Here is a 19,643-nt window from a genome sequence, read left to right as displayed (position 1 = left end):
CACTATTATTTATTATATTTATATTTTATATTTAATTTTTGAATAATATTTCTATCTAGTTTTTCTGGTAGATTTTCATAAATGATTTTAAATTTTAAATCTCTAAAAATTTCTAAAAAGTTTAAAAGTTTTAAATAATAATTTGTGTTAAAGTTGAGATATTTTGAAATATTTTCACCAATAACAATTCATGAAATAGAGTTTTTTCTTATGAAGTTGTATGAAATATTATCTAATTTATCGATGTATAAAGCAATTTGGACTTGATCATCGTTTTTTCTTTCAAAAAAATTATTTAATGCATTCAAATTAAAAGAAGAATCAATATTTTTGAGAATTAATATCATTGAATTATTTCTGTATATTTTTTCATAATTCATCTCTAAATCATATGCATTAGTAAAAACTGCTAAAGGATATTGTGAAGAATGATTTTGAAGAAGAAAAGAATTTTGTTTTGGTAAAGCTAAGTTACGATAGTATTCTTGTTTTTGATAGAAATTAATTTTATCTTTATCAAAACCAGTAATTCTAGCCATGTTTATTTCGGATTCTTTTAAATTAGTTTGAATGTTAATAACATCATAGACTTCTTTAATAAAATCTAAATGGTTAATTTTTGTTTCAAAATATTTTAATTCGTCTTTAAATGCTTGATATTCGTCAAATGATTGATTTAATAATCAACTACTGCTTTTTTTATAATTAAGCATCAAGAATTGAATTTTAATTTTTAATTCTTCTAAATCATTTGAATTTTGTAGTTTTAAACTATTTGAATAAACAAGTTTATTAATGTAAAACTTAAAAAGTTGGGTATTATTGAAAATATTACATTTATTACTTAATAATTTATTCAATTTTTTTAGCTTTAATTCATTATTAATTGAAAGAAAGATAAATAAATTATTATTTTCCAATTTTCAAAAACCTCTATAACTATTTAAATCAAGCAAAGTAATAATCTTGTTTATAAAATTATCATTTATATCTTTAATTAAGTATTCTTGCTTAATTTCCAAAGCGATTGAAATCAAAAAATTTTCATGAACATTTTCTACTAAATTATTGAAATCTTCAAGTTTTTGAAATTTATTATTCTCTTGATTTTTAACCTTTAAATTTCAATAAAGAGAGCAATAAAGTTTATTATCTTCTTTACTTCTAAAAATTTTAAGATGAATATTTTCATGGAATTTTTTGATTTTTAGTAAATTAAACAAGCGTTTAGTAGATAAATTAGTAATATTATCCTTTTGTAAATGGCCATAAAACGTAATAATGTTTTCATTATTTTCATTTTCTTCTAAAAATTTTACAATTTGATTTCTTATTTCATCTTTAAAAAAGGACAAAAAACTATTTAGATCATAATATTTACTCATTTCAATACCCAATTTAGTGGAATCAAAATTAGTTTGACTACTCATCTTAGTTGAACTTAATCTAACAATAGTTTTTCTTTCATTATCAATTCTAAAAATAATAAGGCCATTTGTTGTAACTTGTTTTAATTTTCCAAGCAAGATAAAAATACTAGTGAAAATTAAAGTAATTAAAATTATTACTGCTAGAGAAATTAAAATAATTGAAGTTGAGTTCATCTAATCCTCTTTATTAGCGCTTAAAAGTCTTACTGCATTGTGGTTTTTGCTTAAAGTTTTAATTCCTATTTTTCCAGCGAATTGAACTCTAATTTTATCTTGATCTACTTCTAAAACTGTTCCTTCTCCAAATAAAGTATGACCGATGATATCGCCAGGAATTATATTCTTGTTAATTTCTTTAATTTGTTCTTCAGGAATAATTGAAAAATCAAGTGTTACTTCTTGGTTTTGTAAAATTTTGTTATCTAAATCGATGCCCATTTCTTTAATGAAAAATGAAGGCACTTTTGGTTCATTAGTGTCAAGGAAAAATCCTCTGCTATCACTAATGAACAATCTTTCTTTAGCTCTTGTAATTGCAACGTAAGCCAATCTTCTTTCTTCTTCTAAGATTTCAGGATTATTTGATGATAATGATCTACGGTGTGGAAAAATTTTATCATTCATTCCAACAAGAAAAACATTTTCAAACTCTAAACCTTTTGCTGAATGAACAGTCATTAAAGTAACATAATTAGTTCCCATTTCATATTCATCTCCTGCCGAAAAGAGAGAAATTTCTTCTAAATATTCTTTAATTCCTTTCCCTAGCGGATTATTGTTTTTTTCTCAAGTTTTAATTGAAGATAAAAGTTCTTTAATATTGTCTTCACCAACACCTTTTAAAGTTGGATCGTTTTTGATATAAGCAGAGTATTCAACATCTTTTAAAAGTGAGTTTAAAGTTTCGTGAATTGAATATTTTTTCAATGCTTTATGGTGGCGATTGATTGAATTTAACAACTTAATAATTTCGTTACGAACTGTATTAGTAACAGGCAGTTCTTTAGTATGCGTAATTAAAGCATCAAGTAAGTTGGTATTTTTGCTTTCTGCAAAAGCTTCAAGCTTGGCTAAAGTGGCGTCGCCTATTTTTCTTGCAGGTGTATTAATAATTCTAATTAATGACACATCACTAAAATCATAAATTACTCTTAAATAACTAAGAGCATCTTTAATTTCTTTTCTCTGGAAAAATTTTTGACCATTAAATACTTTGTAATTAATACCCTCTTTTTCCAATTCTTGCTCAAAAGGGCGTGAATAGTAATTCGATCTATAAAAAATAGCAATGTTTTTTAGTTGAATTTTTTTCTTCTTCAACTCATTAATTTTTTGTACAACTCATCTTGCTTCCGCTTCAGGACTAAAAGCATGATTAAATTCTATTTCCTCACCCAAGTTGTTATCAGTAACTAGATCTTTACTAAAACGTTTCTTGTTGTATTTAATTAAACTGTTGGCAGCATTTAAAATTTTTTGACTTGAACGATAGTTTGTTTTTAGAATAACGGTTTCAGTATTTGGAAAATCTTTATCAAAATCAAGAATTAAATTAACATCAGCGCCTCTTCATGAATATATGGTTTGATCTGGATCGCCAACAATTGTTAATTGTGCATTTTTACTGCTTAATTTTTTAATAATTTCATATTGCAATTTTGATGTATCTTGAAATTCATCCACAAGTATATAAGAATACTTATTAGCTCAAAAATCAGCTACATCGGGAATAGAATTAAATAATTCATTAACTTTAATAATTAAGTCATCAAAGTCAAAACAATTTTTTTCCTTTAAAAAAGCATTATATTCATCAAACATTTGACCAATTAATTTATTTGAATCGCGTGAAGCTAAATCATTATCACGCTGGTTTAATTCAGAAACAAGTTCATCGCTTGTAAAATTAGAATTTTTAGCCATTGAAAATAAATTAATTAATCTTGTGTATTTGACTTCCTGAGTTGAAAGATTATGATTTTTATAAATATTATTTAAAATGGTTTTTTTATCTGTTTCATCAACAATTTGAAAATCATTCTTAAAACCTAAAAAGTGTGCTTCTTTTCTTAAAATTTTGGCACAAAGTGCATGAAAAGTACAAATTTCGGGTTTTTCAACAGTTGTATTTTGTGGATCAATATTTGAATATTGCATTACTCTTTCATTCATTTCATTAGCTGCTTTATTCGTAAAAGTAACTGCTAATATTTCACTTGGCGCAATAGCTAAACAATTTATTAAATAAGCTATTTTTCTTGTTAAAACTCTTGTTTTACCACTTCCTGCACCTGCAATAATTCTAAGTGGTCCATCAAAATAATTTAATGCTTTCTCTTGGTCTTCATTTAAATCCTTTAAAATTCTTTCCCTCCGTGACATACGTCACCTCCTTTGCAATATTAATTATTAAAATATTTGAATTCTTGATTATTGTTTTTAAATGGTATTAACTTAACCATTTCACTTAATTCTTCTTTTTTATAGTGTTTTAAATAGACAATTCTAGTTTTAGAAATAATATCTAAAAGGCCAATTTTATTTTTTTTACCTATTACCATTAAATAATTAGTTAAAGTAAATAAGAAAAGTAGACTGGAAAGTGTGCTAATGATTCTCTTTGCAATAATAAATCGATAGTTATTATTTATCTCTTCATTCGTAGCATCTTTAAAATTTTCCAATTCAGTTGGTTTAATTAAACCAACAAAAATAATTGAAATTAGAAGTCACAATCAAAAGTTAAAAATTGCTTTAAATAAAATTAATTTTCATATTACTAATTTTTCTTTTTTATTAATATGAATAAATTGAACGTGATTAATAACCATTCCTAATGTTCTTCCTTCTAAAAAAGAAGGAAGAACTAAAAACAAAATTAGAGCAGTTAAATTACTAAAAATTAAAAAAATGTAAAAATTAATTTTTAAATTTCCTTTTGCGACTATCAAAAAGTAATATTGGAGAAAAACACTACCTATAAAAATGATAATATCAATTAAATTAGTAGCAAATCTAGTTCAAAAATTTGCATTTTTATGTAAAACCATTATAGTTTGCTAAAAATATTTTCTCATTCTTTTCTGTTAGGTATTGTCTTTAAAAAACTAGATTCTTCAGTTTCTTTATTAATGTAAAGGTTAGTTGTGAAAAAAAGTCGTTGTTCTTTATGTTTTTTTTCAAGAAATTTTTTGATTAAATTAAGTGCTTTTTCATTTCTTATTACGACTGCATTCACTTCTCCTGATTTAATTATTTTTTGAAAAATTGAATGTTTTCAATTAATTAAAATTGTGCCTAATATAACTTGTATAAAGTGTAATTCAGCATATTCAATTTCATGAAGAAGCTTGATATTATTAACTTCAAGATAATCTTTAACTCTTTGAAATTGTTCAATAAAACCAAGAGGGCTAATTCATAAATTAGTGTTAATTTCTTCTTTTAAGAAATAATTGTCAACATATTGATAACTTTTAGCACTAAGCATTAAAAAGTATGTTAATTCCACACAAAATTTCGAATCTTTTACTTCTAAAGGCCTATATTTCAAAAAATTAAAAATGATTTTTTTGCTAAAAACTTTATTGAAAATAAAAGGATATGTATATGCTAAAATTTCTGGATAATTTTGGATGTTTTCATAGTATTTAGGCAATAATCTATTTTTAGCTTTTCACTTAACGGTGCCAGTTAATCTAGGAGAATATTCGAGAACATCTGGAGAATTTTCATCCAATTCTTCAGTAAGTTTTTCCACAAAATTAGTTTTTAATTCATTATCAGGAAAAACTATTGTTGCATATTTTGCTTTTATAAGGTGAAAAGCAGAAATAATATCTGTTTGAGCATTTCTTTTTGTATTGTTTAAAATAAATTTTAATCTTGAACCAAAAAAAGTTAAGTTTTCTTCAATAATTGCAAAAGTTTTTTTGTTGTTATTATTTAAAACTAAAATTATTTCAAAATCTTGATTAGTTTGCTCTTTTAATGAAATTAAAAATTCATTCAAAACTATTCCATTGTTTATATTGGGAGAAATAATAGATAATTTCATAAATCACTCCTACATTTTGATATTTCCAGAAGTTCTTGGGTATGGGATGACATCTCTAATGTTGTCTACTCCTGTTACATACATAACAAGACGTTCAAATCCTATACCAAAACCACTTGATCCTGCGTTACCAAAACGTCTTAAATCAAGATATCATTGTAAATCTTCTTGAGAAACACCAACTTCTTTAATTCTTTCTAAAAGTTTATCGTTTCTCACTTCTCTTTGACTTCCACCAATTAATTCACCAATACCTGGGACTAATAAATCAAAAGCAGCAACAGTTTTACCATCATCATTTTGATGCATATAAAATGCTTTAAATTCTTTAGGAAAATTTATCACTGCTACAGGGCCATTAAAAAGTTTTTCTGAAATATATCTTTCATGTTCTGTTGCTAAATCAAGTCCAAAAGTAATATTTTTTTCTTCAAATTCATCTCTAACTTTAGCTAATTCATTAATTGCATCTTTATAGTCAATAATTGAAATCTTGTTATTCAAGAATTTATTTAATTTATTGATTAAATTATTATCAACATTCTCAACAAGGAATTTAAATTCATATTCATGTTTAGCAATAGTATTTTTAATTGCTGTTTTCAATAAATCATCTGCTAAATTAATAACATCATTTAATTCATAAAATGCAACTTCCGGTTCGATCATTCAAAATTCTGCTGCATGTTTTTTAGTGTTTGAATGTTCAGCTCTAAAAGTTGGAGCAAAAGTATAAACTTTATTGAATCCTAAAGCATAACTTTCTGCATGTAATTGACCTGTAACGCCTAAAGTTGCTTTATTTTCTCCAAAAAAAGGTTCTTTACTATTTGAATCGTTAACATTAAAAGTTTCTCCAGCACCTTCACCATCATTACTTGTAATTATAGGAGCACTAAAATACATAAAATCATTTTCTTGGAAGTATTTGTGGATTTCATAGGCTAAAGTAGACCTAATTAAAAATACTGCTCTAAGTAAGTTTGTTCTATGTCTTAAATGTGGAATTTCTCTTAATGTTTCTAAATTTATTTGCTGTTTTTGAATAGGAAAATCTAAATCTGAATCTTTCAACAATTCAAACTTAGATATTACTAATTCTGCATTTTGTTTTGCTTCTGGTGTATGTTTTAAAAGACCTTCAACTAAAACAGCAGCTCCTAAATGTGTATTATCCAAAGCTTCTAAAACATTTATTCCTAAACTTTCTTCTTTTGCTACACACTGCAAACTTTCAGCAGTTGATCCATCATTAATTGTTAAAAATCTAACTTTTTTGTTTCCTCTATTTGAAACGACTCATGCTTTAAAAGTTAGATTTTTTTGATCGTATGCAAGCGGGTTTTTAAATAATTTTTTTATTGTTAATTGATGCATGAAATCTCCTTGTTGATTGTAAATAATATTAATTATTTTAGCATATTTATATATATTAATATTCATATTAATATAACTATAGAAATTATTAATTTATTTGAATGATGAAATCAGCCTTTTTTATTGGTGTTTTTGTAAAAAAAAGATGCATTTGCATCTTTACTGAATTTTTAATACGATAATTGCTGAAAACATTAACAGAGCAGCAATTATATTTATAATGTTACTAATTAAGACAGTTGAAATTGATGAAGGATCTTTATGTTTTTTAGCAAAAATAATTGGAATTAAAGTTCCTAAAAATGTTCCGATAAAAACAATTAAAAATAAAGCAATTGACGAAATAATCATTAAAATAATGATATTTGTAACTTGAATATGATTATTTTTTACTAATAAATCACCATTAGCTGAATAATAAATTGCAAGTCTAGCAAAATTAATTAAACCAACTATAAAACCTAATATTAATCCAGTAATAATTTCTTTAAAAATAACTTTTTTATAGGTACTTTGGTCAATTTCCTGTAAATTAATAGCTCTAGTTATAGTTACATTAGCTTGAATTGAACTGTTATTTGTAATCATAATAATTACAGGTATTAATGAAGCGAATGCAATAAATTCTGTTATATTTCCAACAAGTGTCTGATTTTTTAAAGAAAGACTTAAAATAATGTTTATGAAAATTTGGAAAACTGTTGCAAAAATTAAAGTTATAACAATTCATAAAATTCTATTTTTAACTAGTTTATATCATGGAGTTTTCAAATAATCCCACTCATCATTTTCACTAGTTGTAATTCCTGCTATTTTATATAAATCTTCAGTATTTTCCTCATTGATTACATCAATAACTTCATCACTTGTAACCATTCCAATTAATCTTTTTTCTTTGTTTGTCACTGGCAACACTGACATATCATGATCACTAAAAATTTGTGCTGCATATTCTTTTTTATCATTTGCTTCCACAGAAGCAACTGGTGAATATAATTCATCAATTTTAGTTTCCGGGTTTGAGAAAATTATTTCTTCAAGTGTTAAAACACCAAGTAATTTGTTAGTGTTATCAACAACATAATAATAATGAACTAATTCAGCACCTTTTTTATTGTAATCTCTTCTTATTTTGTTTAAGGCTTGTTCACAAGTATATTCGTTATTAATACTTGAGATATCAATACTCATAATGCTGCCAACTTCATCATCTTGATAGCGCAATAATTTATTTAAATCTTCTCTTTTATTTGCTGGAGTATAAGCCAAAATTTTTGAAGTTACGTTAGAAGGTAATTCATCTAAAATATCTGCTAGTTCATCACTTTGTAAATTTTGAAGAAGTTTCATTCCTCATTCTTCAGAAAAACTTTGTGCCAATTCTTTTTGAATTTCTTCATCCAAGTATGAAAATAGTTCAGCAGCATCAGCAGTTTTCAACATTCTTAAAAAAGTTAATTGTTCTTCTAAAGACAACTCATTAATTACTTCAGCAATTTCAGCGTTAGTAATTTCATCTATTAAATCTCTTGCTTTTGAAATATCTTTTCTTTTAACAATTTCTTTGATTTGATCTAAAAGAATATGTTCACTTGATTGTTCGTTCATATTTTAATCCTTCAAGTATTTAATTAATTGTTCTTGGAACTTATCTAGTCTTATATTGTAAAAGGTTCCGTTTTTAACAAATTTAACATCACCTGTTTCTTCACTAACAATAATTGTTGTGGCATCACATAATTCACTAATTCCCATAGCTGCTCTATGACGAGCACCATATTGATTATCCATTGATTTTTTGGTTATTTTATAGAAAGTTGAAGCATAATAAATTTTATTTCCTCTAATGATTACTGCACCATCATGTAAGGGACTATATTTATTAAAAATTGATATAAGCAGACTAGAACTAATATTAGCATTCAATATTATTCCATCAGTTCTTAAGTTGTCAATATTGTCGTTATTTTCAATCGTAATTAATGCTCCGATTTTATTTTTTGATAAATATTCAATAGCTTCACGCAATTGATTAATTAAACGTATTTGGCTACTTCTACCCAATCTGTTGTATTGACTTTTTTGTAATTTTTCCTTGATGAAATTTATTAAGTAAGGAACTAAAATGATTGTCAAAATAATAGCTACAATTACCAAAATTAAAACTAAAATTACAAAAAATGCAGTATTTATTACCATCTTATGCTCCCAATCTACCTATGTAAAATGCCAATAAGAATAAACAAATGATAATAGTTATTGAAACAATAATTCAAGCTCATTTAATTTTTTGCTTAAAGTTGTATTCTTTTTTATCGATAACATTTTCTTTTAATAAGCAATTGGCTTCTTGACAAGTTCCGTAATTTTCTTCTTCAATTTCAACTAAAGCAGGATTTTCTAATTCAATTAAATTTTCTTGATGTAATTGAATTAGTAATTGTCTTCTTTTTTCAATTCTTTCTTGGCACAAAATTGGATCACGATCAATATTTGACATAACGCTCCTAACTTAAATTAATTTTAGAGTTTTAAAATATAAAATCTACATTGAATTATATAATAAGTATTAATTCTATACTTTAAATTAGATTAACAAATAGATCAAAAAAAGTTAGATAAAAATAACAAGGAGAAAAAATGATTAAAATTTTGAAATTATTATCTCCAAAATTAAGATTTTTAGCTTTTTTGGTTATTTTTTTAACTTTGTTTCAGCCTTTTATTTCGTTTTTAATACCTTCAATAATTAAACAAGTTATTGAATTGGCTGCAAATAACCAAACGGAACCGGTGATTAAAATTTTATTTTGGAATATAAATGCACCATCCTTTAATCAAGCGTTATCAATTTTAATTGCACTGATTTTATCGTTAGCGATTTTGTTAATGATTGTTACCTTTACGTCAGCTTTATTAAGCAATAAATTTGCTATTTTTGGAGCATACGAGTTAAGAAAAAAATTGTTTGTACACATTTTAAATTTAAGCCAAACAAATATTGATAAGTATAATGAAGGAACTTTAATTGCTCGTTTTACAAACGATATTCAAAAAATTAAAGATGGACTTCAAACAATGGTAAGACCTTTGTTTTTATCACCATTTTTATTTATTTGAGGATTAGTTTTTTCAATAACAACAAACATTTACTTATCAATTAGTATTTTTGTAATCATTCCTTTTATAATTTTTGGATCATTTTTTGCTATAAAAAAGGTGTTTCCACTCTATAGAAAAGAAAATTACACCGTGGATATTTTGAACAATATTGCAAAAGAAGATATCAATGCTATAAGTTTAATTAAATCTTATAACTTAGAAAATAAAAGATTTTTAAATTATGATAAATCAGCCCAAAGTGCATATAATACAGCTAAAAAAGCCAATTTAATTTCTATAACATTTTGACCTTTAATCGACATAATTTCAAGTTTAGGAAATTCATTCATATTTATTATTATTGCAGTGTTCATAGCGCACGGGTCAAAAGTTTACACAACAGAATTAATAGGCCAAATTTACCAATTTTCTACTTACTTATTAATGGTAACTAATTCTATATTTTGAACTATGTTTTCAATTAATAGACTTTTTAGATCTCAGACATCTGCAAAAAGATATATTGAATTAATTTCTGAAAAAAGTGAAATTGACAAACAAGAAAATGGATACAAAATTAAAAGTGGGAGCATCGAATTTAAAAATGTAACTTTTTCATATCCAAATAGAACTAATTCAGTACTTGATAATGTCTCTTTTAAAATAGAAAATGGAAAGACTTTAGGAATTATAGGAAAAACGGGAAGTGGTAAAAGTACTTTAATTAAACTTTTGACAAAAGAATACCAACTAAAACCAAATCAAGGTCAAATTTATATTGATAATAAAGAAATAAATGAAATTAATCTAGATGATTATTACAAAAAAATTTCTGTTGTTTTGCAAAAAACAAAACTTTTAAGTGGAACAATAGCAGAAAATTTAAAATTTAGAGAAAAAGACATTAGTTTTGAAGAATTAAAAGAGAGAATTAGTTTAGCTAATGCAAATTTCGTATATTCTTTTGATAAAGAATTAGACTATGAAATAAGTCAAAAAGGAAAAAATCTTTCTGGTGGTCAACAGCAAAGACTTTCAATTGCACAAGCAATTTCAAAAGATTTAAATATTTTTGTTATGGACGATTCTGCATCGGCTTTAGATAATCAAACAGATTATGAAATAAGAAATAAATTAAAAGACAAATTTAAAAATACAACTGTTGTAATTATCGCTCAAAGAATTAGCACCATTAAAGAAGCTGACAAAATATTGGTTTTAGATAAAGGAAAAGTAGTTGGCTTTGATAATCACATAAATCTTTTAAAAAACAATCGTATTTATCAAGAAATTTATCAAAGTCAAAATGAGGTGGTGAGTTATGAGTAGATATAAAAATTTGTATAATTCAACATCAAAAGAAAAATTATCGTTTCGTAATTTTTTTAAATTTCTTAAGAGAGTTAAAATTAAAAAAATTACATGATTCTTTTTGATAATTCTAGCTTTTTTAATAGCACTTTTGCCAAATATATCCACTTTTTTAGTGGGTTACATAACCGATAAATTTCTGGGTGTAAATTTTGACGTAGAGCACTTTGAAATGGAACAATTTGTTTTATTCATTGTAATTATTTCTTTACTAGTTATTTTTATGCAATTGGGAAGAATTTTACAAGGAAGAATACTTAATAAAGCAATAATCAAAATGATTTATGAGTTAAGAATTGAAACTTATAAAAAGATACAAAACATGCCATTAAAATATTTTGATAGTAAAAAAACAGGTGATATTATGTCATCTCTTACAAATGATATAAATAATATTATGACAGCTTTACTGGACATGATGTCATCAATTTTGGTAAGTTTCTTTCAATTTGTTATTTCATTTGTAATTATGTTTATTTATGCTCCATCATTAGGTGCTATTACTTTATTCTTTGTACCAATTTCACTTTTAGTGTTTTATGGATTAGTTAAAAATAATCAAAAACACTTCATTAAGCAACAAGAAACAATAGCTAATTTTCAGGGTTATTTAGAAGAAATTATTGATGCTATTCCTTTGATAAGATTAAATGGCCAACAAGAAAAAGTTACTAAACTTTTTGATAAATATAATAAAGATTTAATTAAACCCGAATATTCAATAAGTAAAAGAATTTCATTAACCTTCCCTTTTTCACATTTTATGAGATATTTAATTACTCTAGTAGTTGTGGCAATTGGAATAGTATTTTTACACAAAAATATTCCTACAGGAGGAATTAAACCTTTGAGTGTGGGACTATTGATAACATTCTCTATTTTTATTACAAACATCAACAACTTAGTAGCTCAAACTTTAGAAATTTTAAATAGCATTCAATTAGGTTTTGGATCAATTGTTCGTGTTCAAAGAACACTGGACATTAAACTTGAATTTAATCAAAGTGAATTGAAAGATCTAAACTATAAACAAGGTTTAATTGAATTTAAGGATGTTTCATTTGCTTATGCTGGAAATGAAAATAAATTAATCTTAAATAAAATCAATTTTACTATTGAACCAGGAAAAACAGTTGCCTTAGTCGGCTCCACAGGGGCTGGTAAAACTACAATTGCCAAACTTTTAAATAAATTTTACTTACCAACTAGTGGTCAAGTTTTAATTGATCAACAGAGCAGTTTAGAAATAAAAGACAGTTCATGAAGATCTAAAATTGACATGATTTTGCAAGATACATATATTTTTAATGCTTCATTAAGAGAAAATTTAAGATTATTTGACGAAAGAATAAGTGATGAATTTATTTATAAAAAGGTAGATGAAATTATTGGTAGAGATTTTATTGATGAAATGCCTAAAGGTTTGGAAACGCAATTAGAATCTAATGCAAAAAATTTAAGTCATGGGCAAAAGCAATTAATTTCAATTATTCGTTCCTTAATTACAAATAGACCAATTACCATCTTAGATGAAGCTACAAGTAGTATTGATACTGTTACTGAAAAAAGAATTCAAAAATCAATGGACTTTTTAATTCAAAATCGTTCTTCATTAGTTATTGCACATCGTTTAAGTACAATTAAAAATGCAGATTTAATTTTATTAATTGAAAATGGAGAAATTATTGAAAGAGGAACACACCAAGAATTAATTAATTTTAATGGAAAATACAAAAAACTCTATGAAATAGGTTTTGATGAAAATTAACACTTTTTAGAAGTGTTTTTTTATATTAAAAAACTCTTGCCTAGGCAAGAGCTAATTATTATCAAATATTTACACGTTTTTCTTTAGGTAAAAACATTCCGTCGCCTTCTTTAATATCAAAGGTTTCGTAAAAATCATCTAAGTTTTTAACTTGTTGATTTGCTCTTAATTTAGCTGGCGCATGAGGATCAGTTGATAGTAGGATTTTTCTATAACTTTCACTTGCTTTGTTTCTTCAAACAATTGCTCAGTTAGTAAAGAATTCTTTTGATGAATGATTTGACTCACTTTTTGAAGCTTCTAGAGCACATGAAATTCCACCACCATCGGCAATATTTTCTGACAAGGTTAATTTTCCGTTACATAAACCAACACCTGTTTCAACACCTTCAAATAAATCAATCATTTTTTGCCCTAATTCTTGGAATTTAGCAAAATCTTGCTCAGTTCATCACATATTTTTGTTACCTTTTTCATCAAATAAGGCACCGTGATTATCAAAAGCATGACTAATTTCGTGAGCAATAACTGCTCCAATTCCACCGTAATTTTGTGATGAAGTTTGTTTTTCTGAATAGAAAGGAGCATCTAAAATAGCAGCTGGGAAAACAATGTGATTCATTGTTGGAGAATAATAAGCATTAACTACTGCTGGTGACATACTTCAGTAGTTTTTGTTTATAGGTTGTTTATAGTTAGAAAACATATATTTTTGCTCTTGGTAATTAACTTCTAAAATGTTTTTAACAAGGTTTCCACCTTCTTTATAAGATTTAATTTCAATAGCTTGATAATATGGTCTAATTTCAGTTGGATAACCAACATGTACACCCAATCCTCTTAATTTAATTAAAGCTTTTTCTTTTGTTGCTTTTGTTAATCAGGTATTTGCCTCTAAACGTCTTGCATAAACATTAATCATTTTTGCAATTTTGTTTTCAACATCTTTTTTAGCGCTTTCACTAAAATACTTGTTTGCGTAGTAAAGTCCAACAGGCATATTGAAAGCTGAGATAGCTATATTTAAGGCCGCTTTTTCTTTTTTAGAAGCTTTTTTAACACCAGATAAAGTTCTTCCATAAATTGATGAGCTAACTCTACTATCGTTATCTAAGTATGGTGAAAAGCTTGAAATAGTGCTTAGTAAAAGTCATGCTTTAAATTCTTCAAAATTTTCAGAGTTTAAAACTTCATTAATATTATCTAAAAAACGTGGATATGTTGGTGAAACAATATCAACTGATTGATTAACTAATTTTTCTAACAATGTTTTAACATCAAAATACTTAATTTTGGCATTTACTTCATCAACGTGCATTGGATTATACATTTTGTCATAATCAGCTAATTCTTGTCCTGATGGATAGTATTTTGCTAATCTTTCATCAAAGTTAATTGCCTTAGTTAATAAGGTTTCAATTTTTTTAGAATTGTAACCATATTTTTTAAGTAATTTACGTTGCATTTTACGATAAGCATTTAGAAGACTAACTTTAGCAGGATTTTTTTCATCATAATAAGAAGTTTCAGGTAATAAGGTTTTAGGACTTGATAGGTACAATGTTTGTATTTCTGAATTTTTAAAGTCTTGATAAACAAAGAAATTTAAAAAGGTTGGTAAACCATATAAAATATGTTTTTCAATTGCCATTGCATAATCTTCAAGTGATTGAATTTTTTCAATTTCTTTAACAAGTTCTTTAAGTGGTTTAATACCTAATTGTTCTCTTTTTTCAAAATTACTTGTCATTTCATATAACTTAGCGAAATTTGTAAGTACATTATTTTCTAGTTTTTTACTTTTATATTCCTTAAGCAAACTATTAGCAATAAGTTTTAATCTTCTTTCACTTTTCTTATGAATTTCATAAAAAGCCCCAGTTGAAGGTCTATCAGCAGGAATTTTAGCTTTGTCAAGTCATTCTTGATTAATTGCCTGATAGAAATCATCTTTTAAACTAATTTTTTTCATATTTCTCCTTTATGTTTTATAAATGATATTTTAATTATATACTATAACTTCACTACTATTCTTTGATGTTACTTAGAACATAAAGACAAGCAGTTTCTGCTCGTAAAATTGTTTTACCTAAACTAATTATTTTTACATTATTTTCTTGTGCATAACTAATTTCTTCTTGACTAAATCCTCCTTCAGGACCAACAATAATTAAGGAATTAGTTGGCAATTCTTTAACTACTGAACTATTAGCATTTTCATAAGCAAGAAAAATATTTTTATTCTGATGTTCATTGATAAGATTTTCTAATTTTGTTGGTTTTAAAAATTGAGGAATAATATTTCGAAATGATTGCTCCGCAGCATTTTTGACTATTTCACAGTGTCTTTCGTATTTTCTGGCTAAATCATATTTAACTAAAGAACCATCGGTAAATTTAGTAATAAGAGGAATTATTTTAGTCACTCCTAGTTCTGTTGCCTTTTCAATTAATCATTCAAAACGATTCATTTTAATAATTGGAGCAGCCAAAATTACTTCTTTTTTAAATTCGTTATTAATATCAAATCTTTCTTTCAAAATTTTAGCTTTTTGATTTTCTAAAACACACTCATAAAAATTATTTTGATAGTTACATAAAAAAATTTCCTTATCTAATCTTGCAACTTTAATGTGTTTTTTCACACTTTCATCTAAATTAAAATAGTTTCCATCACGTTCTTGAACAAAAAATCTATGCATTTTTTACTCCTTAAATAATTTAAAAATTGTAACAAAAAAGAGTGTTTACTAACACTCTTAATTGAAAATTAGATTATTTTTTTCAAAATGATGGAAAGCGTTTTTTCTTTACTTCACCTTTGGTTGAATCTTTTTCATCTTCTTCATCAGCCATTTTGTAATTATCAGTAATTAAAAATTTATTTTCTTCTGAATTTTCTTCAGTAGAATTAATTTCAAAACTGTTTGTTAGTTGTTGAGTATCAACCTTATTTAAATCATAAGGATTGAACGGTTCATCAAAATTTCTCTGATAAGATGATGAATAGACAGGTGATTTTTCACTGCTGCTATTCAAACCTGAAGCAATCACAGTTAGACTGAAACTTTTGTCACGTTCGTCAACATTTTCTAAGTATTTAATACCTAGAAGAATTTCAACATCATCGTCTTTAACATTTAAATATTGATCAAGTAGTTTTTTTGCTTCTTCTATTTCTTTAAATGAAGATTGTTTCATCTTGAAGATGATAATAATTTTTTTAGGATCAGATAATTCAAATTCATTGAGTTGATTGAGTAGGGCCTGTTCAACTGCTTTTTTTCAAGCGTCGTTGCCAAAACCCTTCCCTATTGAGATGAAAGTTTGTGAACCATTTTTTAAAACTTTTCTTAAATCATTAAAATCAATATTGATTGTAAATTTTTCAAAAATTACTTCTCAAATTGCTTTAATAGAGTTTTTTAAAGTAATATTGGCAAATTTGAAAGCATCTTCAGAATTACCTTCTAAATTACTTTGCATCAATTTATCATTAGATAAAACAATGTATGAATCAGTTGAGTTTTTTAATTCTTCTAAACCTTCAAGAGCAATTTTTTTTCTTCTACTTCCTTCAAAAATAGTGAAAGGAGTAGATACAATTGCTAAGGTCACAATTCCTTTATCTTTTGCTGCTTTAGCAATTACTGGAGCAGCGCCAGTACCTGTACCACCGCCAAGTCCCGCAGTAATTATCAATAAATCAGTATCTTGTAGTACATCATCGATTTCACGAATGCTATCTTCAGCTGCTTTTTTTCCAATTTTTGGATCTCCACCAGCACCATAGCCTTCTGAATCACCCTTTAAATAAAGTTTATTCGTACATTTACTTTTTTCCAAATCTTGATAATCAGTATTAGCAATTCATAATTCAACATTAGGTAAGTCTTCTTCAAGTAAAAGGTTAATGGCATTATTGCCGGCACCGCCAATTCCAATTACTTTAACTTTAACATTTTTGTAATCATGTTCCATATGCAAAAACTCCCTTTATGTTATTTATTTAGTTTTAAATTGCTAATGTTTAATCAACCAAAAAGTTTGTCAAAGATGTTTTTGGTGTTTGGTAAAGTGATATTATTAACAGTTTTGTTTTGATCATCACTTTGAACATATTGACCATTAATTAAGTTTATTACGCCAAAAATTTCTGAACTAATTTCTAAATCTTTCAAAGTAGTAACCACATCAGTATCATATTCATTTAATTTAGATTCTAAGGCACCACCCAAAGTTTCATTAATTAAAATGATATTTCCTAATTGATTATTATCTTTTCAAAAGTTATAAATTATTTCAACAATTTTTTCAAGCATACTCTCAACAAAATTAAATGTTAATTTTTGGTGATTGGTAAGTGTATTCTGATTAAGTTTGTAATTTGGATAGTTTTTAATAACACCATTTAATAATAAGTCTAAAGTACTATCACTTAAATTGATAATTTTTTTTAATTCGCCTTTAATTAAGTCTTTAAAGTCACAATTATATTTTTTAAAAGAAACAACTTTATTATTGACAAGTAAACTTAAATTTAGTTTATTTCAGTCAAAATTAATTAAAGTTTTAAAATGCTTCTTAACATCAGGCTGTGCATGCACAAGACACTGACTGTTAGTTAGAATTTGATTAAAAACAATTTTATTCTTTTGAAAAAAATTAACTAAATAATTCAATTCACTTTCATTTTGGGTTGTTAATAAAGTTTGTTCTAAAATCACTTTTTTTGCAACTTTATTTATTGGAAAAGTATTATAGGTTTTTATTTCATTTAGTTCATTTTCAATGAGATATTGAATTTTTTCTTGATTCAAAATCACTAATTGCTCATTTTTTCTTGCTTTTTTTAGTTGCTGATTTAATTCATTCAAATGTTGCTTACTAACCAAGTTACTCTTGACTAAAATTTCTGCTTGATTATGTTTAAGCTGTAAATATTTGTCGAAGTTTTCATCAACAATTAAAGTATAGAAAAGTTGATCGTGTTTATTTAAACGCAAATTTTTTAAAATTTTTTTTGTGTTTAAAACAACATCTTCAAGCGTTTGATCAAAAAGTAAAGGAGAAAAAATTTTTTTATAAATAATTGCAGATTTTTTATTTGTTTCTTGCAATATGTTAATTTTGATTGCATTTTCATTTAGAAAATAATTAACATAGAATTTATTCATTTTTCCTCCTTTGCCTTATATTTATTTAATTTTGGTCAAAATTCTTAATTTTGCACTACGTGAACGATTGTTAGCTTCAAGTTCACTTTTGGAAACTTTTACAACTTTTACACTATAAAATTTTTCTTCATTAATTGGCATTTTTGAAGGAAGTTTATCTTTGGTTAATTCTCCAAAGAATTTTTTTACAATTCCGTCTTCCAAAGAATGAAATGAAATAACTGCTAAAGATGCTCCAACTTTTAACAGTTGCACTGCATCTGTCAACATTTTTTTTAGAGAATCTAATTCTTTATTTACTTCAATTCTTATAGCCTGAAAAATAGCTTTATTTGGATTTTTCAAATTAACTATTTTTGCCGGAAGTGAATTTCTAACTATGTTAGCAAGTTGAATTGTAGTTACAATTGGTCGATTATTTACAATGGCTTTCGCAACTTGTTTTGCAAATTTTACTTCGGCGTTATTGTAAAAAATTTGACTTAATTCTGTTTCACTATAATTATTCACGATGTAATAGGCATCTAAGTCTTGAGTAGTATCCATCCGCATATCAAGACGTGCTTCTTTATTGTAAGAAAAACCTCTTTCGGGATTATCAATTTGTGGTGAAGAAATTCCTAAGTCTGCAACAATTCCGTCAACTGAAGTAATTCCCATTTTTTCTAGTTCAGCAGCAATATTTGCGAAATCTGCATGTACCAAATGAAAATTATTACCAATTTGACTTAGACGCTTGCGACTTTCTTCTATCGCAAAAGGATCTTTGTCAAAACTGATTAATCTTCCTTTTGGAATTTGTTTAAGAATATGACTTGAATGACCACCCATGCCCAATGTTAAATCTACATAAGTCCCATCGACTTTAAGATTTAATGCTTCAAGACTTTCATTTAGTAACACTGAATAATGTTCATTTTTCATTAAAAGTCCTTATCAGTTAAATGCATAGCAGCAGCGTTCATTTCTTCAACACTTATTTCTTCGTCATAAGCCGTTAATTTTTCTAAACTTCAAAGTTCAACTAAATTGCCCATGCCGACGAAAATTACATCTTTTTGAATAGCGGCTTTATCTAGAAATTGTTTAGGAATAACGAAACGTCCTTGTGAATCTGTTTCAATTTCTTGTGTATTACCAAGTCATAATCTTTTTAGCATTCTGGCTTTTGGATCAAAATTGCTTTGTTGATTTAATTTGGATGCAAAATTGTCAAATTCACTTTGACTTCTTAATTCGACCATATTTTCCATACCAATTGTCATGTAAAATTTTGAACCTAAATTATCACGTAATTTTGAAGGCAACATGACTCTGTTTTTTGAATCAATGGTTCGAGGATATTTTCCGTACATATCTCC

Annotated in this window: 16 protein-coding genes; 2 read left to right on the top strand and 14 right to left on the bottom strand. The window is 25.9% G+C overall.

The features are described 5' to 3' along the window. Window positions 1-5: 5 nt before the first annotated feature. From EXC37_RS01915 to EXC37_RS01880, 8 genes are all read right to left on the bottom strand, one after another. Window positions 6-1,604 carry an MHO_4530 family protein gene (locus EXC37_RS01915; protein WP_029891770.1) on the bottom strand — a complete coding sequence of 533 codons (1,599 nt, stop codon included), beginning with the start codon at window positions 1,602-1,604 and terminating at the stop codon, window positions 6-8. Continuing rightward, a complete protein-coding gene (locus tag EXC37_RS01910; protein ID WP_029891769.1) occupies window positions 1,605-3,812 on the bottom strand; it encodes an ATP-dependent helicase in 2,208 nt (735 codons plus the stop codon). It abuts the gene before it with no gap. A 20-nt stretch (window positions 3,813-3,832) separates the two neighbouring features. After that, window positions 3,833-4,480, bottom strand: a complete 648-nt coding sequence (locus EXC37_RS01905; RefSeq protein ID WP_029891768.1) for an RDD family protein — start codon at window positions 4,478-4,480, stop codon at window positions 3,833-3,835. After that, complete coding sequence (locus EXC37_RS01900) at window positions 4,480-5,487, bottom strand: glycosyltransferase (protein WP_029891767.1); 1,008 nt, start codon at window positions 5,485-5,487, stop codon at window positions 4,480-4,482. Before EXC37_RS01900 ends, EXC37_RS01905 begins: the two co-directional genes overlap by 1 nt. 9 nt (window positions 5,488-5,496) lie before the next feature. After that, window positions 5,497-6,864, bottom strand: a complete 1,368-nt coding sequence (asnS, locus tag EXC37_RS01895; RefSeq protein ID WP_029891766.1) for an asparagine--tRNA ligase — start codon at window positions 6,862-6,864, stop codon at window positions 5,497-5,499. Between the two features lie 159 nt (window positions 6,865-7,023). After that, on the bottom strand, window positions 7,024-8,472 hold the full coding sequence (mgtE, locus tag EXC37_RS01890) for a magnesium transporter (protein ID WP_029891765.1): 1,449 nt from the start codon (window positions 8,470-8,472) through the stop codon (window positions 7,024-7,026). 3 nt (window positions 8,473-8,475) lie between these two features. Beyond that, the gene (locus EXC37_RS01885) at window positions 8,476-9,063 is read right to left on the bottom strand and encodes a diadenylate cyclase (RefSeq protein ID WP_006608671.1); all 588 of its coding nucleotides are present in this window, start codon (window positions 9,061-9,063) and stop codon (window positions 8,476-8,478) included. A 1-nt stretch (window position 9,064) separates the two neighbouring features. After that, window positions 9,065-9,364 carry a hypothetical protein gene (locus EXC37_RS01880; protein WP_029891764.1) on the bottom strand — a complete coding sequence of 100 codons (300 nt, stop codon included), beginning with the start codon at window positions 9,362-9,364 and terminating at the stop codon, window positions 9,065-9,067. Between the two features lie 140 nt (window positions 9,365-9,504). On the opposite strand from EXC37_RS01880, the gene EXC37_RS01875 reads away from it, so the two are divergent. Both EXC37_RS01875 and EXC37_RS01870 read left to right on the top strand, forming a co-directional pair. After that, on the top strand, window positions 9,505-11,295 hold the full coding sequence (locus EXC37_RS01875; protein ID WP_029891763.1) for an ABC transporter ATP-binding protein: 1,791 nt from the start codon (window positions 9,505-9,507) through the stop codon (window positions 11,293-11,295). After that, window positions 11,273-13,105 carry an ABC transporter ATP-binding protein gene (locus tag EXC37_RS01870; RefSeq protein WP_081840310.1) on the top strand — a complete coding sequence of 611 codons (1,833 nt, stop codon included), beginning with the start codon at window positions 11,273-11,275 and terminating at the stop codon, window positions 13,103-13,105. The genes EXC37_RS01875 and EXC37_RS01870 overlap by 23 nt, the downstream gene beginning before the upstream one ends. Before the next feature lie 58 nt (window positions 13,106-13,163). Here the strand turns inward: EXC37_RS01870 and EXC37_RS01865 are convergent, their stop codons facing one another. The 6 genes from EXC37_RS01865 to mraZ all read right to left on the bottom strand — a co-directional run bounded on the left by EXC37_RS01865 (window position 13,164) and on the right by mraZ (window position 19,637). Continuing rightward, a complete protein-coding gene (locus EXC37_RS01865; protein ID WP_029891761.1) occupies window positions 13,164-15,077 on the bottom strand; it encodes a M13 family metallopeptidase in 1,914 nt (637 codons plus the stop codon). Between the two features lie 55 nt (window positions 15,078-15,132). Further along, window positions 15,133-15,807, bottom strand: a complete 675-nt coding sequence (locus tag EXC37_RS01860; protein ID WP_006608666.1) for a 16S rRNA (uracil(1498)-N(3))-methyltransferase — start codon at window positions 15,805-15,807, stop codon at window positions 15,133-15,135. Window positions 15,808-15,880: 73 nt separating this feature from the next. After that, window positions 15,881-17,086 carry a cell division protein FtsZ gene (locus tag EXC37_RS01855; RefSeq protein ID WP_051660698.1) on the bottom strand — a complete coding sequence of 402 codons (1,206 nt, stop codon included), beginning with the start codon at window positions 17,084-17,086 and terminating at the stop codon, window positions 15,881-15,883. Window positions 17,087-17,106: 20 nt separating this feature from the next. After that, entirely contained in the window at window positions 17,107-18,282 is a 1,176-nt protein-coding gene (locus EXC37_RS01850; protein ID WP_029891759.1) for an MAG3720 family protein, read from the bottom strand. A 21-nt stretch (window positions 18,283-18,303) separates the two neighbouring features. Then, the gene (rsmH, locus tag EXC37_RS01845) at window positions 18,304-19,206 is read right to left on the bottom strand and encodes a 16S rRNA (cytosine(1402)-N(4))-methyltransferase RsmH (protein ID WP_029891758.1); all 903 of its coding nucleotides are present in this window, start codon (window positions 19,204-19,206) and stop codon (window positions 18,304-18,306) included. Continuing rightward, window positions 19,206-19,637: a division/cell wall cluster transcriptional repressor MraZ gene (gene mraZ / locus EXC37_RS01840; protein WP_029891757.1), complete on the bottom strand. Its 432-nt coding sequence runs from the start codon at window positions 19,635-19,637 to the stop codon at window positions 19,206-19,208. Before mraZ ends, rsmH begins: the two co-directional genes overlap by 1 nt. Window positions 19,638-19,643 lie beyond the last annotated feature (6 nt).

It is taken from the genome of Mycoplasmopsis columbina (assembly GCF_900660685.1).
GTDB lineage: Bacteria > Bacillota_I > Bacilli_A > Mycoplasmatales > Metamycoplasmataceae > Mycoplasmopsis > Mycoplasmopsis columbina.
The sequence above is the reverse complement of the archived record's forward strand: the minus strand, read 5'-3'. Positions and strand labels throughout refer to the sequence as shown.